The 15,812-nt window shown below is 66.9% G+C and carries 18 protein-coding genes and 2 tRNA genes; 12 read left to right on the top strand and 8 right to left on the bottom strand.

Annotated features, from left to right (window positions below; translation table 11 throughout):
* Positions 1–25: 25 nt before the first annotated feature.
* Both CEW88_RS02915 and CEW88_RS02910 read right to left on the bottom strand, forming a co-directional pair.
* Positions 26–101 (bottom strand) — tRNA-Lys (locus CEW88_RS02915).
* Between the two features lie 23 nt (positions 102–124).
* Positions 125–200, bottom strand: a tRNA-Lys gene (locus CEW88_RS02910).
* A 179-nt stretch (positions 201–379) separates the two neighbouring features.
* On the opposite strand from CEW88_RS02910, the gene dapF reads away from it, so the two are divergent.
* The 4 genes from dapF to CEW88_RS02890 are packed head-to-tail and all read left to right on the top strand — an operon-like array spanning position 380 to position 3,847.
* A complete protein-coding gene (gene dapF / locus CEW88_RS02905; RefSeq protein ID WP_108964601.1) occupies positions 380–1,213 on the top strand; it encodes a diaminopimelate epimerase in 834 nt (277 codons plus the stop codon).
* The gene (gene mtaB / locus CEW88_RS02900; protein WP_108964600.1) at positions 1,210–2,472 is read left to right on the top strand and encodes a tRNA (N(6)-L-threonylcarbamoyladenosine(37)-C(2))-methylthiotransferase MtaB; all 1,263 of its coding nucleotides are present in this window, start codon (positions 1,210–1,212) and stop codon (positions 2,470–2,472) included. Before dapF ends, mtaB begins: the two co-directional genes overlap by 4 nt.
* A gap of 4 nt (positions 2,473–2,476) precedes the next feature.
* A complete protein-coding gene (locus tag CEW88_RS02895; RefSeq protein WP_108964599.1) occupies positions 2,477–3,103 on the top strand; it encodes an FMN-binding negative transcriptional regulator in 627 nt (208 codons plus the stop codon).
* A gap of 39 nt (positions 3,104–3,142) precedes the next feature.
* A complete protein-coding gene (locus tag CEW88_RS02890; protein WP_108967501.1) occupies positions 3,143–3,847 on the top strand; it encodes a CDP-alcohol phosphatidyltransferase family protein in 705 nt (234 codons plus the stop codon).
* An 82-nt stretch (positions 3,848–3,929) separates the two neighbouring features.
* On the opposite strand, the gene CEW88_RS02885 is transcribed toward CEW88_RS02890, so the two are convergent.
* Positions 3,930–4,739 carry an ABC transporter permease gene (locus tag CEW88_RS02885; RefSeq protein ID WP_108964598.1) on the bottom strand — a complete coding sequence of 270 codons (810 nt, stop codon included), beginning with the start codon at positions 4,737–4,739 and terminating at the stop codon, positions 3,930–3,932.
* A 123-nt stretch (positions 4,740–4,862) separates the two neighbouring features.
* On the opposite strand from CEW88_RS02885, the gene CEW88_RS02880 reads away from it, so the two are divergent.
* The 3 genes from CEW88_RS02880 to rimO all read left to right on the top strand — a co-directional run bounded on the left by CEW88_RS02880 (position 4,863) and on the right by rimO (position 8,988).
* Positions 4,863–5,468: a GcrA family cell cycle regulator gene (locus CEW88_RS02880; protein ID WP_108964597.1), complete on the top strand. Its 606-nt coding sequence runs from the start codon at positions 4,863–4,865 to the stop codon at positions 5,466–5,468.
* Between the two features lie 177 nt (positions 5,469–5,645).
* Positions 5,646–7,427 (top strand): SLC13 family permease, encoded by a 1,782-nt coding sequence (locus CEW88_RS02875; RefSeq protein ID WP_108964596.1) that lies wholly within the window; start codon positions 5,646–5,648, stop codon positions 7,425–7,427.
* 196 nt (positions 7,428–7,623) lie between these two features.
* Complete coding sequence (rimO, locus tag CEW88_RS02870) at positions 7,624–8,988, top strand: 30S ribosomal protein S12 methylthiotransferase RimO (protein ID WP_108964595.1); 1,365 nt, start codon at positions 7,624–7,626, stop codon at positions 8,986–8,988.
* Positions 8,989–8,991: 3 nt separating this feature from the next.
* Here the strand turns inward: rimO and CEW88_RS02865 are convergent, their stop codons facing one another.
* Positions 8,992–9,888, bottom strand: coding sequence for a hypothetical protein (locus tag CEW88_RS02865; RefSeq protein ID WP_159099534.1), 897 nt, complete (start codon positions 9,886–9,888; stop codon positions 8,992–8,994).
* Positions 9,889–10,045: 157 nt separating this feature from the next.
* On the opposite strand from CEW88_RS02865, the gene CEW88_RS02860 reads away from it, so the two are divergent.
* Together CEW88_RS02860 and CEW88_RS02855 are read left to right on the top strand one after the other, a co-directional pair.
* Positions 10,046–10,879 (top strand): capsular polysaccharide synthesis protein, encoded by an 834-nt coding sequence (locus CEW88_RS02860; protein ID WP_159099533.1) that lies wholly within the window; start codon positions 10,046–10,048, stop codon positions 10,877–10,879.
* A 38-nt stretch (positions 10,880–10,917) separates the two neighbouring features.
* Positions 10,918–11,505: a thymidine kinase gene (locus CEW88_RS02855; RefSeq protein WP_108964592.1), complete on the top strand. Its 588-nt coding sequence runs from the start codon at positions 10,918–10,920 to the stop codon at positions 11,503–11,505.
* Between the two features lie 37 nt (positions 11,506–11,542).
* Here the strand turns inward: CEW88_RS02855 and CEW88_RS02850 are convergent, their stop codons facing one another.
* The 4 genes from CEW88_RS02850 to CEW88_RS02835 all read right to left on the bottom strand — a co-directional run bounded on the left by CEW88_RS02850 (position 11,543) and on the right by CEW88_RS02835 (position 14,091).
* Positions 11,543–12,496 carry a 2-hydroxyacid dehydrogenase gene (locus tag CEW88_RS02850; RefSeq protein WP_108964591.1) on the bottom strand — a complete coding sequence of 318 codons (954 nt, stop codon included), beginning with the start codon at positions 12,494–12,496 and terminating at the stop codon, positions 11,543–11,545.
* Positions 12,493–12,831 carry a tRNA-binding protein gene (locus tag CEW88_RS02845; RefSeq protein WP_108964590.1) on the bottom strand — a complete coding sequence of 113 codons (339 nt, stop codon included), beginning with the start codon at positions 12,829–12,831 and terminating at the stop codon, positions 12,493–12,495. Before CEW88_RS02845 ends, CEW88_RS02850 begins: the two co-directional genes overlap by 4 nt.
* Positions 12,824–13,639 carry a pyrroline-5-carboxylate reductase gene (gene proC / locus CEW88_RS02840; RefSeq protein ID WP_108964589.1) on the bottom strand — a complete coding sequence of 272 codons (816 nt, stop codon included), beginning with the start codon at positions 13,637–13,639 and terminating at the stop codon, positions 12,824–12,826. The genes CEW88_RS02845 and proC overlap by 8 nt, the downstream gene beginning before the upstream one ends.
* A gap of 227 nt (positions 13,640–13,866) precedes the next feature.
* Positions 13,867–14,091, bottom strand: coding sequence for a YdcH family protein (locus CEW88_RS02835; RefSeq protein ID WP_092423670.1), 225 nt, complete (start codon positions 14,089–14,091; stop codon positions 13,867–13,869).
* 159 nt (positions 14,092–14,250) lie between these two features.
* Between CEW88_RS02835 and CEW88_RS02830 the strand changes: the two genes are divergently transcribed.
* The 3 genes from CEW88_RS02830 to CEW88_RS02820 are packed head-to-tail and all read left to right on the top strand — an operon-like array spanning position 14,251 to position 15,799.
* On the top strand, positions 14,251–14,661 hold the full coding sequence (locus CEW88_RS02830; RefSeq protein ID WP_066104369.1) for an Hsp20 family protein: 411 nt from the start codon (positions 14,251–14,253) through the stop codon (positions 14,659–14,661).
* A gap of 3 nt (positions 14,662–14,664) precedes the next feature.
* On the top strand, positions 14,665–14,892 hold the full coding sequence (locus CEW88_RS02825; RefSeq protein ID WP_108964588.1) for a DUF1150 family protein: 228 nt from the start codon (positions 14,665–14,667) through the stop codon (positions 14,890–14,892).
* A gap of 22 nt (positions 14,893–14,914) precedes the next feature.
* Complete coding sequence (locus CEW88_RS02820; RefSeq protein ID WP_108964587.1) at positions 14,915–15,799, top strand: PhzF family phenazine biosynthesis protein; 885 nt, start codon at positions 14,915–14,917, stop codon at positions 15,797–15,799.
* Positions 15,800–15,812: the final 13 nt, after the last annotated feature.

Raw genomic sequence — 15,812 nt, 5'->3', positions numbered from 1 at the left:
TTTCATATCAGGAAACTTGCCAGAGTGGTGAGCCGTGCAGGATTCGAACCTGCGACCCACTGATTAAAAGTCAGTTGCTCTACCAACTGAGCTAACGGCCCACTCTCTCGGGACTTTGACACAGTGGTGAGCCGTGCAGGATTCGAACCTGCGACCCACTGATTAAAAGTCAGTTGCTCTACCAACTGAGCTAACGGCCCACTGTGTGTGGGCGGCTTCTAGGAACTGTGGCGTGGGGGGTCAAGCGGAAAAATGACAATCCTGCCGAACTTCTCCCGCGGCCCTGGCCCCGCCCTTCGCCGGCGCATGCATTCGCAGCAAGGCTGCCCCCCGCAACGTAGGCTGGAAACGTACCCTCAAGAAGCGTATATGCGCCCGGATGAAACACACGCGCGCACAAAATTTGCCCTTCATGAAGATGCACGGGCTCGGAAACGACTTCGTCGTGCTGGACGCGCGTGCGCGCTCCGTCGTCATGACCCCTGCCCTCGCCATGGCGATCGCCGACCGGCACCGCGGCGTCGGCTTCGACCAACTGGCGCTGATCGAGCAGGACAGCGGCGATGCGCATCTGACCTTCTATAACGCCGACGGCTCGACCGCGGGCGCTTGTGGCAACGCCACGCGCTGCATCGCGCGCTTCCTGATGGACGAGACCGGCAAATCCGAGCTCACCCTCACCACCGAGCGTGGCACGCTCCTGGCCCGCGACGCAGGCGAGGGGTTGACGTCTGTGAACATGGGCCCGCCGCAGCTCGAGTGGCACGAGATCCCCCTCGCCTCCGAAATGGACACGCTGGAGCTGCCGATCGAGGGCAAGCCAACCGCCACCGGCATGGGCAACCCGCATTGCACCTTCTTCGTCGAGGATGCCGGGTCGGTGGACATCGAGAGCTTCGGCCCGGCGCATGAACATCACCCGCTCTACCCGCAGCGCACCAACGTGCAGGTTGCGAGCCTGATCGGCCCTGACCACCTGCGGATGCGCGTGTGGGAGCGCGGCGCAGGGCTCACGCTGGCCTCGGGCTCGTCCTCCTGCGCCACCGCCGTTGCCGCGGCACGCCGCGGCCTCACCGGGCGCCGCGTGACCATCGAGCTCGACGGTGGCACGCTGCAGGTCGACTGGCGCGAGGATGGCGTCTGGATGACCGGCCCAACCGCCCACGTCTTTGACGGGCATTTCACCCACGACTGGCTGGAGATGGTCTCGTGACAGGCGCACCCAAGTTCACCACCCTCGGCTGCCGTCTCAATGCCTATGAGACCGAGGCGATGAAGGATCTTGCCGCCCAGGCCGGCATGGAAAACGCGGTGATCGTGAACACCTGCGCCGTGACCTCCGAGGCGGTGCGCAAGGCGCGGCAGGAGATCCGCCGCCTCCGCCGCGAGAACCCCGACGCCAAGGTCATCGTCACCGGCTGCGCCGCGCAGATCGACCCCGACAGCTTTGCGGCCATGACAGAAGTCGACGCGGTCATCGGCAACACCGAGAAGATGGCCCCCGAAACTTGGTCGCGGCTGTCGAACGGCTTTATCGGCGAGACCGAGCGGGTCATGGTCAACGACATCATGTCGGTGACCGAAACCGCCGGCCACCTGATCGACGGCTTCGGCACCCGCAGCCGCGCCTACGTGCAGGTGCAGAACGGCTGCGATCACCGCTGCACCTTCTGCATCATCCCCTATGGCCGCGGCAATTCCCGCTCGGTCCCCGCCGGCGTGGTCGTGGACCAGATCAAGCGGCTGGTGCAGCAGGGCTACAACGAGGTGGTGCTGACCGGGGTTGATCTCACTTCTTGGGGTGCCGACCTGCCGGGGACGCCGCGGCTTGGCGATCTGGTCATGCGCATCCTCAAGCTGATCCCCGATCTGCCGCGCTTGCGCATCTCGTCGATCGATTCCATCGAGGCCGACGAGAACCTGATGCAGGCCATCGCCACCGAACCGCGGCTGATGCCCCACCTGCACCTTTCGCTGCAGCACGGCGACAACCTGATCCTCAAGCGCATGAAGCGCCGCCACTTGCGCGACGATGCCATCCGATTCTGCGAGGAGGCGCGCAAGCTGCGCCCCGAGATGACCTTTGGCGCCGACATCATCGCCGGCTTCCCCACCGAGACCGAAGAGCATTTCGCCAACTCGCTGAAGCTGGTCGAGGACTGCGACCTGACCTGGCTGCACGTCTTCCCCTACTCCTCGCGCCCCGGCACCCCCGCCGCACGCATCCCGAGCAAGGTGAATGGCACCGTGATCAAGGAGCGCGCCGCCCGCCTGCGCGCCGCCGGGGATGCTGCCGTAGAGCGCCACCTCGCCGCCCAGCCCGGACGCACCCATCACATCCTGATGGAGAGCCCGGAGATGGGCCGCACCGAACAGTTCACCGAGGTGCTCTTCGACAGTCCGCAGACCGAAGGTGCCATCGTCACCGCGGCGATCACCGGCATCCGCGGCACCCAGCTGACGGCGGCCTGAGCCGGTGCACCCAAACTCGGTCTTTCGCCGCACTGAGAAGGCCCAGAGCCTCGAGCTGGTGCGAGACCGGGCCTTCGGCACGCTGGCGGTCAGCACCGAGGGCGCGCCGCTTTTATCACATGTGCCCTTCCTGCTGTCCGAGGATGGCTCCTACGCCGATCTGCACCTCGTTCGATCGAACCCGATCTGCCGCGCTGCCCGCGAGGGAATCCCGGCCAGGCTCGCGGTGAGCGGTCCTGATGGCTACATTTCGCCCGACTGGTACGGCGATCCCGGACAGGTGCCGACCTGGAACTACGTCGCTGTCCACCTCATCGGCCGCCTTGCACCGCTGCCGCACGAGCAGGTCGACCTGCTGCTCGCCGCGCAAAGCGCCGACTTCGAAAGCAGGCTTGCCCCCAAGACCCCCTGGACCATGGACAAGATGGATCCTCAGGTCCGCAGCAGGCTTCAGCGCATGATCCTGCCTTTCCGCCTGCACATCGACGAGATCGACAGCACCTGGAAGCTCTCGCAGAACAAGACAGCGCAGATGCGCATCTCCGCCGCCGAACACATCGAGACGGGCTTCGGCCAGGAGCTCGGCGGGCTGGCCACGCTCATGCAGGATCCTCCGCCAGACGAGGCGTGATGATTGCAAGGCGCGCGCAGATCGGTCATGTCAGGCGGCATGACCCTGAAAACTCGTGCTCTCATCGTTCACCTGCTGACCGCCACCGGCGCGGTCTTCGCCATGCTCGCCATGCTTGCCGCCGCGCAGGAGCAATGGTCGATCATGTTCCTCTGGCTGGTCGTGGCCTTCTTCGTCGACGGCGTCGACGGACCGCTGGCCCGCAAGTACGACGTGAAGTCGAACGCGCCGCGCTTTGATGGCGTGCTGCTCGACCTGATCATCGACTATCTGACTTACGTCTTCATCCCGGCCTTCGCGCTTTTCCATTCGGGCCTGCTGCCTGGCTGGACCGGCTGGATCGCGATCATCATCATCACCTTCGCCTCGGCGATGTACTTCGCCGACTGCAGAATGAAGACTTCGGACAATTCCTTCCACGGCTTTCCGGGCTGCTGGAACATGCTGGTGCTGGTGCTCTTCGCGCTGCAGCCGAACTTCTGGGTGATCCTCGCGCTGGTGAGCCTGCTTGCCGTGGCGATGTTCCTGCCGCTGAAGTTTATCCACCCCGTGCGCACCGAGCGCTGGCGCCCGCTGTCGCTGCCCATCGCCATTGCCTGGACGTTCTTCGCCGGCTGGGCCGCCTGGGTCGATTTCCACCCGCAGAGCTGGGCGCACTGGGGCCTCGTTGTCACCTCGGTCTACCTGCTGTTCGCCGGTATCGCGCAGCAGGTCGTGCCGCAGGCTGAAGCGAAGCGCGCCTGACGAGGCGTCTTTTCCGAGAGAGCACACGAATAAAAAAAGGGGGCCAAGGCCCCCTTTTCATCGCCTGCATCCCGCAGTCGGCTCAGGCCTTGAGCCGCCAGCCGGTGCGGAACAGTCCCCACGCCATCAGCGAGACCAGCAGCGTGGCGAAAATCGCCACCGCGGCGCCGAGCGCCGGATTGGCGTCGGAGACACCCAGCACGCCATAGCGTGCCCCGTCGATCAGGTAGAAAACGGGGTTAAAATGGGTGATCTCGTAGAGCCCCCGGGGCAACGCCTCGACCGAGTAGAAGGTGCCCGACAGGAAGGCGAGCGGCGTGACAATGAAGTTGGTGATCGCGGCCATCTGGTCGAACTTGTTGGCAAAGAGCCCCGCGACGATGCCCACCGCCGACAGGAAGGCCCCGCCAAGGAGGACGAAGCCCAGCACGATCAGCGGATGCGCCGGCACCAGCCCGGTGGTCACCCAGAGCCCCACCAGGATCGCGCAGGCCACCACCAGCCCGCGCGCGACTCCGCCCGCGAGATAGCCGATCACCAACTCGAAGGGCGCGAGCGGCGGCATCAGCGTGTCGACGATATTGCCCTGCACCTTGGAGATCACGATCGACGAGGAGGTATTGGCAAAGGCGTTCTGGATCACCGTCATCATCAGGATGCCCGGCGCGATGAAGCGGGTGAAGGGCACCCCCATCACCTCGCCGCGGCTCGGGCCTATCGCAATGGTGAAGATCACCAGGAACAGCCCCGCAGTGACCAGCGGCGCCAGCAGGGTCTGGGTCCAGACCGCGAGGAAGCGCTGGGTTTCCCTGCGGCAGAGGGTGGCGAGTCCGAGCCAGTTCACGGCACCGAACCGGCGCGCTCCGGGCTCATGGCGGGGTTGGCTGTCCATAAGGTCTCCTTTCCGTCTGGGTCCGGCTTGTAACTCGCCGGTTGATGACTACAATAGGCCCCCTGATGGAATTTTCAGGCGGCCCTGGATCACGGGCCGCTTTTTCTCAAGCAAGGATCGGACATGTCCTGGACGGATGAGCGCGTCGAGCTTCTCAAGAAGATGTGGGCCGAGGGCCAGTCGGCCAGCCAGATCGCCAAGGAACTTGGCGGCGTCACCCGCAACGCGGTGATCGGCAAGGTGCACCGGCTCGGCCTGTCGAACCGCACCGCCCCTGCGGGCGCGGCGGCCCCTGCCGCCCCGGCGGCCCCTGCCAAGGAAGCCAAGCCTGCGCCGAAAGAGGCCAAGGCCAAGCCCGCCCCGAAACCCGAACCGGCCGCAGCCTCCGAACCCGCGCGCGAGACCGCCACGGCGGTCGAGACGCGCCCGGCCCCGCTCGGCCCGTCGCGCAAGCCGATCGTGCCCGCGGGCCAGCCGCTGCCGCCGCAGCCCTCGGCCAACGAGATCAGCCCCGAGGCACTGGCCAAGGTCAGCGAGATCGAGAAGAAGGCGAAGAAGCTCTCGCTGATGGATCTCACAGAGCGGACCTGCAAGTGGCCCGTGGGCGACCCCGCGACCGACGACTTCTGGTTCTGCGGCCTGCCTGTGCAGCAGGGCAAACCCTACTGCGAGGCGCATGTGGGCGTGGCCTTCCAGCCGATGTCCTCGCGCCGCGACCGCCGCCGCTGAGCCGCTCCGCAAGACCATCAACCGCCCGAGCCTCCCGGCCCGGGCGGTTTTTCTTTGCCGCTTCCCCGCCCTCCCCGCGCAATATCGTCTGCCCGAGCGATTTTTCCCCGAACGGCAGGGGGTTGCGCAACCTACTCGCGCACTCCAGCGTTATACGAGACGCAAGAGTGAGCAGAGATGACAGACTATTTTTCGCTGATCGCCGACTATGACGCCATGATCGCATTGGGGTTGATCGTCGGTCTCTTCGTTATCTTCATGCTCGAGCTCTATCCGCCCGAGGTGCCCGCCGCCGGGCTCGCAGCCTTGTTCGTGGCCTTCGGCTACGTCACGTCGGACCAACTCCTTTCCGTCTTCTCCAATCCAGCGCCGTTGACCATCGCGGCGATGTTCGTGCTGTCCGGCGCGCTGGTACGCACAGGGGTGCTCGAAGCGATCTCGGATCTGGTGATCAGCCAGGCGAAGGAACGCCCCGGTCTCGCGTTGGGGGTGATCCTGAGCGTGACCCTGTTCGCCTCGGGCTTCGTCAACAACACGCCGGTGGTCCTGGTGCTGATCCCGGTGGTGATCCGCCTTGCCGCCGCGCTCGGCAAAGCGCCGACCCGGCTGCTGATACCGCTGAGCTACGTGGCGATTCTCGGCGGCACCTGCACGCTGATCGGCACCTCGACCAACCTGCTGGTCGACGGCGTGGCGCGCGGCCAGGGGCTCGCGCCCTTCGGCATCTTCGAGATCACCCCGGTGGGGCTGATCGTGGCCCTCGCCGGCGGCGCCACTCTCGCCCTGCTCGGACCGCTCCTGTTGCCGGACCGAGAGGCGAGCGATCCCGAGCAGATGCTGGGAGAGACCACCTTCCTGTCGGAAGCGGCGCTGGCCGATGACACCTACGCGGGCAAGCCGCTCTCCGAGATCGCACCGCTTGCGCGCGGCGGGGTGCGGGTGACCGGTCTGCGGCGCAAGGGCAGTCCCCTGCCCGCCCCCCTCGAAGAGCAGGTGCTGCAGAAAGGCGACACGGTGATCCTGCGCGCGCCCACTTCCGAGCTGCTGACCCTGCACGACGATCCGGGGTTGAAAATCGGCCTGCGCCGCGGCGAGCCGCCCGAGGGCGAGCTGGTGACCGTCGAGGTGGTCGTCTCACCGCGCAAGTCCTCGCTCGGCCGCAGCCTGCGCAGCATGTCGCTGGGACGGCGCTTCGGCGTTCGGGTGCTGGGGGCGCATCGCCACGAGCACAACCCGGGCCCCGACCTCGGCTCCGTCCAGCTGCGCCCGGCCGACAAGCTGCTGCTCGAGGGGCCCGCCACCGCCTTCCAGACGCTGGAGGACGAGGCGCAGCTTGTCTCGGTCAGCCGCCCCACCGGCCGGGCTTTCCGCCGCGGCCGCGCGCCGCTGGTGCTGGCGGCGCTGGCCGCCGTCGTAGCCCTTGGCGCCCTCGGGCTGATGGACATCGCGACGCTCTCGATCATCGCGGTCGCGGCGATCCTCCTGTTGCGCTGTATCGATGCCGATGAGGCCTGGGGGGCGATTGATGGCTCGGTGCTGGTGCTGATCTTCGCGATGCTTGTGGTCGGCCTCGGGCTGCAGAACACCGGCGCGATGGACCTGCTGGTCAGCTGGCTGGCGCCGCCGATTTCTGGGCTGCCGCCCTTCTTCGCGCTGCTGGCGGTCTACCTGCTGGCCTCGCTGCTCACCGAGACCGTCACCAACAATGCCGTCGCCGTGGTCTTCACCCCGATTGCCATCGGACTCGCCGAGAGCACCGGGCTCGATCCCCGCGCGCTGACGATGGCGGTGATGTTCGGCGCCTCGGCCAGCTTCGCCACGCCCATCGGCTACCAGACCAACACGTTGGTCTACGGCGCCGGGAACTACCGATTCTCCGACTTCCTGAAGATCGGGCTGGCGATGAACCTCGTCGCCGCGCTGGCCGCCTGCGGCGGGATCCTCTGGCTCTTCGGCTGAGGCAGCGAGGGGGCGGTGCCCCTCCGGCGCTGCGCGCCTCACCCCCTGCGTGACTGAAAAGAGAAGAAGTTTCGGGGGGCACTGGGGACTTCTTCGCCGCTCCAAGTACGCCTGCCCGTCCGCCCCCAAACGCACGGCGCCGCGGATTGACGCGCCGCGTGCGACGACCCTTTTCGCAGAGCGAGAGAGCGCGTATATGCCGCCCATGCAGAATCCGCCCGATCTTCGCCCCGACCTTGCCCGCGCCCGCGTCATGGAAACCCGCCGCGATGGCCAGCCGACCATCGGCATGGTCTCGCTTGGCTGCCCAAAGGCGCTGGTCGACAGCGAACGCATCCTCACCCGGCTGCGCGCCGAGGGCTATGGCATCTCGGCCGACTACGCCGGCGCCGACGCGGTGATCGTCAACACCTGCGGGTTTCTCGACAGCGCCAAGGCCGAAAGCCTAGAGGCGATCGGCGAGGCTTTGAAGGAAAACGGCCGGGTCATCGTCACCGGCTGTCTCGGCGCCGAACCCGAGTATATCACCGGCGTGCACCCCAAGGTGCTCGCGGTGACCGGCCCGCATCAATACGAGCAGGTGCTCGACGCGGTGCATGGCGCCGTGCCGCCGGTTCCCGATCCCTTTGTCGACCTGCTGCCCGCCTCGGGCGTGAAACTCACGCCGCGCCACTACAGCTACCTGAAGATCTCCGAGGGCTGTAACCACAAGTGCAAGTTCTGCATCATCCCCGACATGCGCGGCCTGCTGACCTCGCGGCCGCAGCGCGCTGTTCTGCGCGAGGCCGAGAAGCTGGTCGAGGCGGGCGTGAAGGAGCTGCTGGTGATCTCGCAAGACACCTCGGCCTATGGCACCGATTGGAAGGACCGGGACGAGAAGTTCCCGATCCTCTCGCTGGCGCGTGAGCTCGGCCAGCTCGGCGCCTGGGTGCGGATGCATTACGTCTATCCGTACCCGCATGTCCGCGAGCTCATTCCGGCGATGGCCGAAGGGCTGGTGCTCCCCTATCTCGACATCCCCTTCCAGCACGCCCATCCCGAGACGCTGAAGCGCATGGCCCGCCCCGCCGCCGCAGCGCGCACGCTCGACGAGATCGCCGCCTGGCGGTCGGACTGCCCGGACATCACCCTGCGATCGACCTTCATCGTCGGCTACCCCGGCGAGACCGAGGATGAGTTCCAGACCCTGCTCGACTGGATGGACGAGGCCCAGCTCGACCGAGTCGGCTGCTTCAAGTACGAGAATGTCGACGGCGCGCGCTCCAACGCGCTGCCCGATCACCTGCCCGAAGAGATCAAGCAGGAGCGCTGGGAGCGATTCATGGAGAAGGCGCAGGCCATCTCGGAAGCCAAGCTCGCGGCCAAGGTCGGCGCGACGATGCAGGTGCTCGTGGACGAGGTCGACGAGGAGGCCGCCACCTGCCGCACCAAGGCCGATGCGCCGGAGATCGACGGCAACCTCTTCATCGACGAGGGCTTCGAACACCTCAAGCCCGGCGACATGGTCACCGTCGAGGTGGACGAGGCCGGCGAGTACGACCTCTGGGGCCGGCTGGTCTGAGGCTCAGGCCGCGCCTTCGGGCGCGGCAATCGTTTTGCCGAGATACTTCTTGCGCGGCGGTGCCGGCAGGTCGACGATCGCCGGCTCGCCCTGCGCGAGGAAGGCAAAGGCCAGCTGACAGTCGATGCCGCAGGCAAGGATATCGTCGTACCAGCGCTCGTTCAGCGCCGCGATCCGCGGGTCTGCCATGTCGCGCAGGATGAAGTTGGTGGTGAAGAGCCGGTCTGTCTCCAGCGTCTTGCCAGCCTCGATCTGCGCCAGCGTGTAGCGCAGCATCTGGTGCGCCTGCTCGCGATAGCGGTCCTGGAACAGCGAGTCGGTGAACTCCCAGAGGATATTGCCCTCGATATGCGGGCTCAGCCGCAGCGCCATGGCGCCGCCCGCCTCGACCAGCTGGTCGCGGATGCCTTCGAGATCGCCGTGCGGGATACGCCGCTTGTCGTCCATGTAAGTCAGGAAGCGGTGCCGCGCGAGATCGGGGAAAAGATGCGGCAACGCCTTGGCCACCTTGGCCTGATGCGCGCTCAGCACCGGGTTCTTCGACACCGGCAGGTCGAGGAAGATCGGCTTCCACCCCAGCCCCTCGACGATCTCAAGCGCGCTTCGGTTGTTCGACACGAAGTAATGAGGCCAGGTCTTGGGCCGGTTGTTCTTGTCGTAGGTGAAGCTGCCGAGCGGGCCGCAGTAGGTCGAGTAGACCGCCATCTCGCTGCTCTCGCCCGCATGCACCGGCGCGCCGCCGATCAGCGGCAGCAGGGCCTCGCGCTGCAGCGGCGCGCGGTCGAACTCGTTGGAGATGCCGCTGCTGTCATGCTCGATGCGGCGCACGGTTTTGCGCAGGGCGCGGGTCATCCGGCGGTACTTCACGATGGTGCGCAGCTTCATTAGGGCGAGGGACAAGGCTGTTCTCCATTCGTTGCGGCCGGGGATCCGCCGCTTGCGCGGGGCCGGTGCCCGGGCTAAGCCAGGTGCGTTTCCTTTTGACCAAGTTGCGCAGTCTGCGCAACAGGGCGGACGTCAGGACCACGAGGCAGGCATGATACCAAGGCGCATTTCGATGTTCTGGGCGCAAGGCGAAGCCGCCGCCCCCGACCTGGTGAAACGCTGTTGGGACGCCTGGGCGCGGCTCAACCCGGGCTGGTCGCTGGAGATCGCCGACGAAAGCCACGCCGAGGCGTCGTTTCGCGATCTTGGGCTCACGCATGTCCCCACCACGCTGCAGGGCCGCGGCGACATCTTCCGCGTGCAAGATCTCGACCGCAACGGCGGCGTCTATGTCGATTGCGGCACCATCCCCTGCGCGCCGCTCGACGCGTGGCTGGAGCCGCTGACCCATGCTGGCTTCTTTGCGTTCCACGACCCCTACCGGCACCGACCGGTGGAGAACTGGTTCCTTGTCTCCGAGCCCGGCCATGCGATCACCCGCGGGTGGCTCGAGGCGATGCGAAGCTATTGGGACCGCCCCCGCCGCGCACAGAGCGCCCGGCGCGAACTTGATCGCGGCGGCAAGGGGGCGCTCGCCTGCCGGCTTGCCGGGATGCGCGGCGCCGAGACGCGCAAGCGGGTGATCGAGCCGAAGGACCGCCTGTGGTCTGTGCAGCCCGGCGGCGGCGCCGATCGCCCGGTGCATCCTTATTTCTGGCCGCACTACTTGTTCGATTTGCAGCTGCACCGGAGCGAGCCCTTCCGCACCGCCTGGGCCGAGGTGCCGAAACGCCCCTCCTACCGGCACCTCATGGTGCGGCACTGGAAGCGTGACTACGCGCGGATGACCGACCAAGAGCTGCTCAGCCTGCTCGATGCGCCGATGCAGAAGCTCTCGCTGAAACGCGTGCCCCCCGAGAAGCAGCTGGACTTGATCTTCGGTCAGGCGGAGCGCGCAGCTCCCTGAGCCTTGCTCCCCCTTCCGGGCTGGTGCAAGAAACCGCCATGGCCAAGCTTCATTTCCACTACTCCACCATGAACGCCGGCAAATCGACCCTGCTGCTGCAGGCGGCGCACAACTACCGCGAACGGGGCATGGAGGTCTTCCTCCTGACCGCGCGGCTCGACACGCGCGCCGGGCATGGCCGCATCGGCTCGCGCATCGGTCTGGGACAGGATGCCGAGACCTTCGGCGGCGAGGACGATCTCTTCGCGGTGATCGCCGCAGCGCACGGCAAGACCCCGCTCGCCTGCGTGTTCATCGACGAGGCGCAGTTCCTCACCGACAAGCAGGTCTGGCAGCTGGCGCGGGTGGTGGACGATCTTGGGCTGCCGGTCATGGCCTATGGGCTGCGGGTGGATTTCCGCGGTCAGCTCTTTCCCGGCTCGGCGGCGTTGCTGGCGCTCGCAGATTCGCTGCGCGAGGTGCGCACCATCTGCCATTGCGGGCGGAAGGCGACCATGGTGATCCGGCAGGACGAGACCGGCAAGGCGCTCAGCGATGGTGCGCAGGTGCAGATCGGCGGCAACGAGACCTATGTCTCGCTCTGCCGCAAGCACTGGCGCGCGGCGATGGGCGACACCCCCGCCTGAGCAGGTCCCGGGCGGGGACCGCCCGGGTCTGCGGGTCTCAGACCGGGTTCGGTACAGGCTCACCGGCGAAGAAGGCCCGCAGGTTGGCCACGGCCATGCGCCCCATGTCCTCGCGCACTTCCAGCGCCGCCGTGCCGAGATGCGGCAGCAGCACCACACTCTCGAGATCGCGTAGAGCGTCGGGCACCCGGGGTTCGAACTCGTAGACGTCGAGCCCGGCGCCGGCGATCCGCTTCTCCTGCAACGCCGCGATCAGCGCCGCCTCGTCGACCACGTCGCCGCGCGCGATGTTGACGAAATGCGCATGCGGGCGCATCGCCGCCAGCACGCTTTCGTTCACCGTGTGATGCGTCTGGGCGCCGCCTGGCAGGGCGGTGACAAGGATGTCGACATTGGCCGCAAGGTCCTCGGGCGTGTCGTAGCGCGTGGCCGGATGATCGAGCGTTTTCTCGGAGCGGCTCATGTAGGCCACCTCCATGCCAAAGCCGTAGTGGCAGCGCCGGGCGATGGCCTGGCCGATGCGCCCCATGCCGAGGATCCCGACGGTCTTGCCGGTCACGTGCAGGCCGAGCATCTGCACCGGGTGCCAGCCCCGCCAATTGCCCATGCGCACCAGCCGCTCGCCCTCGCCCGCGCGGCGGCAGGACATCAGGATCAGCGTCATCGCAATGTCGGCGGTGGCATCTGTGACAGCGCCGGGCGTGTTCGTCACGGTAATCCCGGCATGCTTGGCCACCTCGACGTCGATGTGGTTGAAGCCCACCCCGAAGTTGGCAAGGATCCTGGCCCGCGGCACCCCGGCGGCGGCGAAGACCTCGGCGGTGTACTGGTCGCCCAGCGTCATCAGCACGCCGTCGTAGTCCGACAGCGAGGCCAGCATCTCGTCGCGGCTCATCGGGTCGGGCCGGTCGCGATAGGTCACGTCGAACGCGGCGCGGGCCTCGGCGACGACGCTCTCGGGCAGGTTTCGGGCGATCAGGATCTTGGTCAATGCAGGCGTCCTCCCGGCGGTACGGTCTTGTCGGGGGTCGCAAGCACGATCGCCCCGGTCTCGTCGGAGAAACCTAGAACAAGAACCTCGGACATGAAGGGGCCAATCTGCCGCGGCGGGAAATTCACCACAGCCATGACCGATTTGCCCACCAGCGCCTCGGGCGCATAATGGACGGTGATCTGCGCCGAGCTTTTCTTCTCGCCGACCTCGGGGCCGAAATCGATCCAGAGCTTGATGGCAGGCTTGCGGGCCTCGGGGAAGGGCTCCGCGCGGGTCACCCGGCCCACGCGGATATCGACCTTGAGGAAGTCGTCGTAGCTGATCTCAGCCATTTGCCAGCTCTTGCGAGCGCCGCACGGCGGCAGAGACCGTGGCGCGGATCAGCGACGGCAGGCCCTTGTCGTCGTCCATCAGCACGTCGAGCCCGGCCTGTGTTGTGCCGTTGGGCGAGGTCACGTTCTTGCGCAGCTGCGCCGGATCCTCGGCCGCCTGCATCGCCAGCGCGCCGGCCCCCGCGACGGTGGCCTTGGCGAGTTGCATGGCGAGTTCGGGGGCCAGACCCTCGGCTTCGCCGGCCTTGGCGAGGCATTCGATCATGTGAAAGACGTAAGCCGGGCCCGAGCCGCTGACGCCGGTGACCGCGTCCATCTGGCCCTCGCCCTCGAGCCGCACGACCTCACCCACTGCCGAGAGCAGCTCCTCGGCCATGGCCATGTCCTCGGTGCGCGCGTTGGTGTTGCCGGAGATGGCCGTGATCCCCTGCCCCACGGCGGCGGGGGTGTTGGGCATGGCGCGGATGATCGGGGTTTTGTCGCCGAGCATCCGCTCGTAGGTGGCGATGGTCACGCCCGCCGCCACCGACAGGAAGACCGTGTCGGCATTGCCGTAGCTCGCCAGCACCGGCAGCGCATCGGCCATCATCTGCGGCTTGACCGCGATGAGCACGATCGCCGGGCTTTCGGGCAGCACCTCGTTGAGATGCACGCCCTGCGCCTGCAGCCACTCCGAGGGGTTCGGGTCGTTGACCCAGACCGACGCGGGCGGCAGCCCCCGTCCCAGCCAGCCCTCGAGCATGGCCGATCCCATCTTCCCGCATCCCAGCAACACCAAACCGCGCTGCGCCAGCTCACCGTCCTTCATGGCGATCCCTCCTGTCGACATCGTGGCTGTGATACGCGGGCAAACCAGATCGCGCAACGCCCCGGTCCAAAAGGCGGAAAAGTGGGCTGCAGTTTTGCTCCACGAAGGAAAATCGCCCGCAAAGCGGGCCTTCGCACGCCATAGCATAGCCCGCGATCCCACAGGGGGCGGGCACCAAGATGACACCGGCGCCGGGTGCGGAGTGCCCGGCGCGAACCCGCGCAGGGTCAGGCGATGATGTCGGGGGTCAGCCGGTCCTCGATCATCGCGATCTTGTCCTTGAGGAAGAGCTTCTTTTTCTTCAGCCGCTGCAGGGTCAGCTGATCGGCGGTGCCGCGCTCCTGCAAGGCAAGGATTGCCTCGTCGAGATCGCGGTGCTCGCGCCGGAAGACTTCCAGCTCAACACGCAACACCTCTTCCGTCTTCATCGAGATGTCTTGCGGCGCATTCATGAGGGTCTGTCCTTCGACGTCACGGGAAACATCAGACTACCAAGTCTTGCCGCGCCCGCAAAGCCCTTGCACTGCCCTTCGGCCCTTCCCATATTCCCTGATGTCGGGTTGCCGCTCACGGGGCCCGGCGGACGGTCGCTTCCCTGTCAAGGACATGTCATGAGCAAACTGACCCTGGGTTCCTATCCGCACATGCTCGGCTTCGAGCAACTCGAGCGCCTGCTCGAGCGCACGGCCAAGTCGAGCGAGGGATACCCCCCCTTCAACATCGAACAGACGTCGGATCACTCCTACCGGATCACGCTCGCCGTGGCCGGCTTCTCGGAGGCCGATCTCGCCATCACCGTCGAGGACCGCCAGTTGGTGATCCGCGGACGGCAGCGCGACGACGGATCCGACCGGATCTTCCTGCACCGCGGCATCGCGGCGCGGCAGTTCCAGCGCAGCTTCGTGCTGGCCGATGGCGTCGAGGTGGGGGAAGCGGTCATGGAAAACGGTCTGCTGCACGTGGATCTGACCATGTCCCGTCCCGAGACGGTGGTGCAGACCATCAACATCAGAAAGGGTTGAGCCATGAACACGAAGTATGATTTCTCCGAGTTTGACGCAGATCGTATCGTCTACGTCCGCTCGGTCGAGGTGAGCGAGTTGCCCGAGGACGTGCAGGAACAGGTCGGTGACCAGACCCGCCTCTATGCGGTGCACCGCGCCGATGGCGAGCGGCTGGCGCTGGTCCGCGATCGCGGCCTCGCCTTTGCGCTGGCCCGGCAGAACGACCTCGCCCCTGTCACCGTCCACTAGGGGCGCGCCCGGAGAGCACCGCATGACCAAGCTGCCGCTTGACTGGGCCGACGCCTTCACGGACGTGCCCTTTGGCGGCAACGGCTGCGCCGTCCTGCATGGCGGGGCGGCGCTGGACGACGAGACCTGCATCCGCGTCGTGCGCGAGACATCACTGGTCGAATGCACCTTCACTGGCCCCTCCGAGGTGGCGGACGTGCGGGTGCGCTACTTCCTCGCCAGCGGCGAGATTCCCTTTGCCGGCCACCCCACCATCGCCACCGTCGCGGCGCTGGTGCACCGGGGACTGGTCACGGGCGACCGGCTGACCCTCGAGACCCTGGCCGGGCTCATCCCAATCGAGATCGACCGCTCGGTGAGCCCGCCGCGCATCGTGATGACCCAGAAATCCCCGGAGTTCGGTCCTTGCCCCGACAAGGCGCTGGTGGCCGACGCGGTCTCTCTCTCGCCGTCCGACATTCTCGGCCAGCCGCAACTGGTTTCGACCGGCCTACCCTGCTGCGTGACCGTGCTGAAAGACCGCGCGGCGCTCGACCGCGCCCTGCTGGACCCCGAGGCGCTGAGCCGCCTCCACGTGGCGCTCGGTAGGGGCGAGGCAGAGTTCGCCGAGCCCTTCCTCGTCACCCTCGAAGGCGCGACAGATGCCGGCGCCACCTATGCGCGATTGCTGCTTCCGCCTCCGAACCCGCCCGAAGATCCCTTCACCGGCTCGGCCACCGGCGCCATGGCGGCCTATCTCTGGTCGAAGGGGCTGATCGCAGCCCCCGTCTTCACAGCTGAGCAGGGCCATGGCATGGGCCGCCCGGGCCAGGCGCAGGTCGAGGTGCTCGGCCCACCCGAGGCGATCACCGGCGTGCGGGTCGGCGGGCAGGCGCATGTGCTGATCTCGGGCGAGATCCACCTCTGAGCCGACGCCCCTC

Source organism: Alloyangia pacifica (genome assembly GCF_003111685.1).
Lineage (GTDB): Bacteria > Pseudomonadota > Alphaproteobacteria > Rhodobacterales > Rhodobacteraceae > Salipiger > Salipiger pacificus_A.
This window is presented reverse-complemented; position numbering and strand designations above follow the sequence as displayed.

What these genes read in the sequence shown, in the direction of transcription:
- CEW88_RS02875 (WP_108964596.1), top strand. Translation starts at nt 5,646, where the DNA reads ATGACAGACTATTTTTCGCTGATCGCCGACTATGACGCCATGATCGCA.
- CEW88_RS02845 (WP_108964590.1), bottom strand. Translation starts at nt 12,831, where the DNA reads ATGGCTGAGATCAGCTACGACGACTTCCTCAAGGTCGATATCCGCGTG.
- proC (WP_108964589.1), bottom strand. Translation starts at nt 13,639, where the DNA reads ATGAAGGACGGTGAGCTGGCGCAGCGCGGTTTGGTGTTGCTGGGATGC.
- CEW88_RS02890 (WP_108967501.1), top strand. Translation starts at nt 3,143, where the DNA reads ATGACCCTGAAAACTCGTGCTCTCATCGTTCACCTGCTGACCGCCACC.
- CEW88_RS02825 (WP_108964588.1), top strand. Translation starts at nt 14,665, where the DNA reads ATGAACACGAAGTATGATTTCTCCGAGTTTGACGCAGATCGTATCGTC.
- CEW88_RS02835 (WP_092423670.1), bottom strand. Translation starts at nt 14,091, where the DNA reads ATGAATGCGCCGCAAGACATCTCGATGAAGACGGAAGAGGTGTTGCGT.
- CEW88_RS02860 (WP_159099533.1), top strand. Translation starts at nt 10,046, where the DNA reads ATGTTCTGGGCGCAAGGCGAAGCCGCCGCCCCCGACCTGGTGAAACGC.
- CEW88_RS02820 (WP_108964587.1), top strand. Translation starts at nt 14,915, where the DNA reads ATGACCAAGCTGCCGCTTGACTGGGCCGACGCCTTCACGGACGTGCCC.
- rimO (WP_108964595.1), top strand. Translation starts at nt 7,624, where the DNA reads ATGCCGCCCATGCAGAATCCGCCCGATCTTCGCCCCGACCTTGCCCGC.
- dapF (WP_108964601.1), top strand. Translation starts at nt 380, where the DNA reads ATGAAACACACGCGCGCACAAAATTTGCCCTTCATGAAGATGCACGGG.
- CEW88_RS02880 (WP_108964597.1), top strand. Translation starts at nt 4,863, where the DNA reads ATGTCCTGGACGGATGAGCGCGTCGAGCTTCTCAAGAAGATGTGGGCC.
- CEW88_RS02855 (WP_108964592.1), top strand. Translation starts at nt 10,918, where the DNA reads ATGGCCAAGCTTCATTTCCACTACTCCACCATGAACGCCGGCAAATCG.
- CEW88_RS02830 (WP_066104369.1), top strand. Translation starts at nt 14,251, where the DNA reads ATGAGCAAACTGACCCTGGGTTCCTATCCGCACATGCTCGGCTTCGAG.
- CEW88_RS02885 (WP_108964598.1), bottom strand. Translation starts at nt 4,739, where the DNA reads ATGGACAGCCAACCCCGCCATGAGCCCGGAGCGCGCCGGTTCGGTGCC.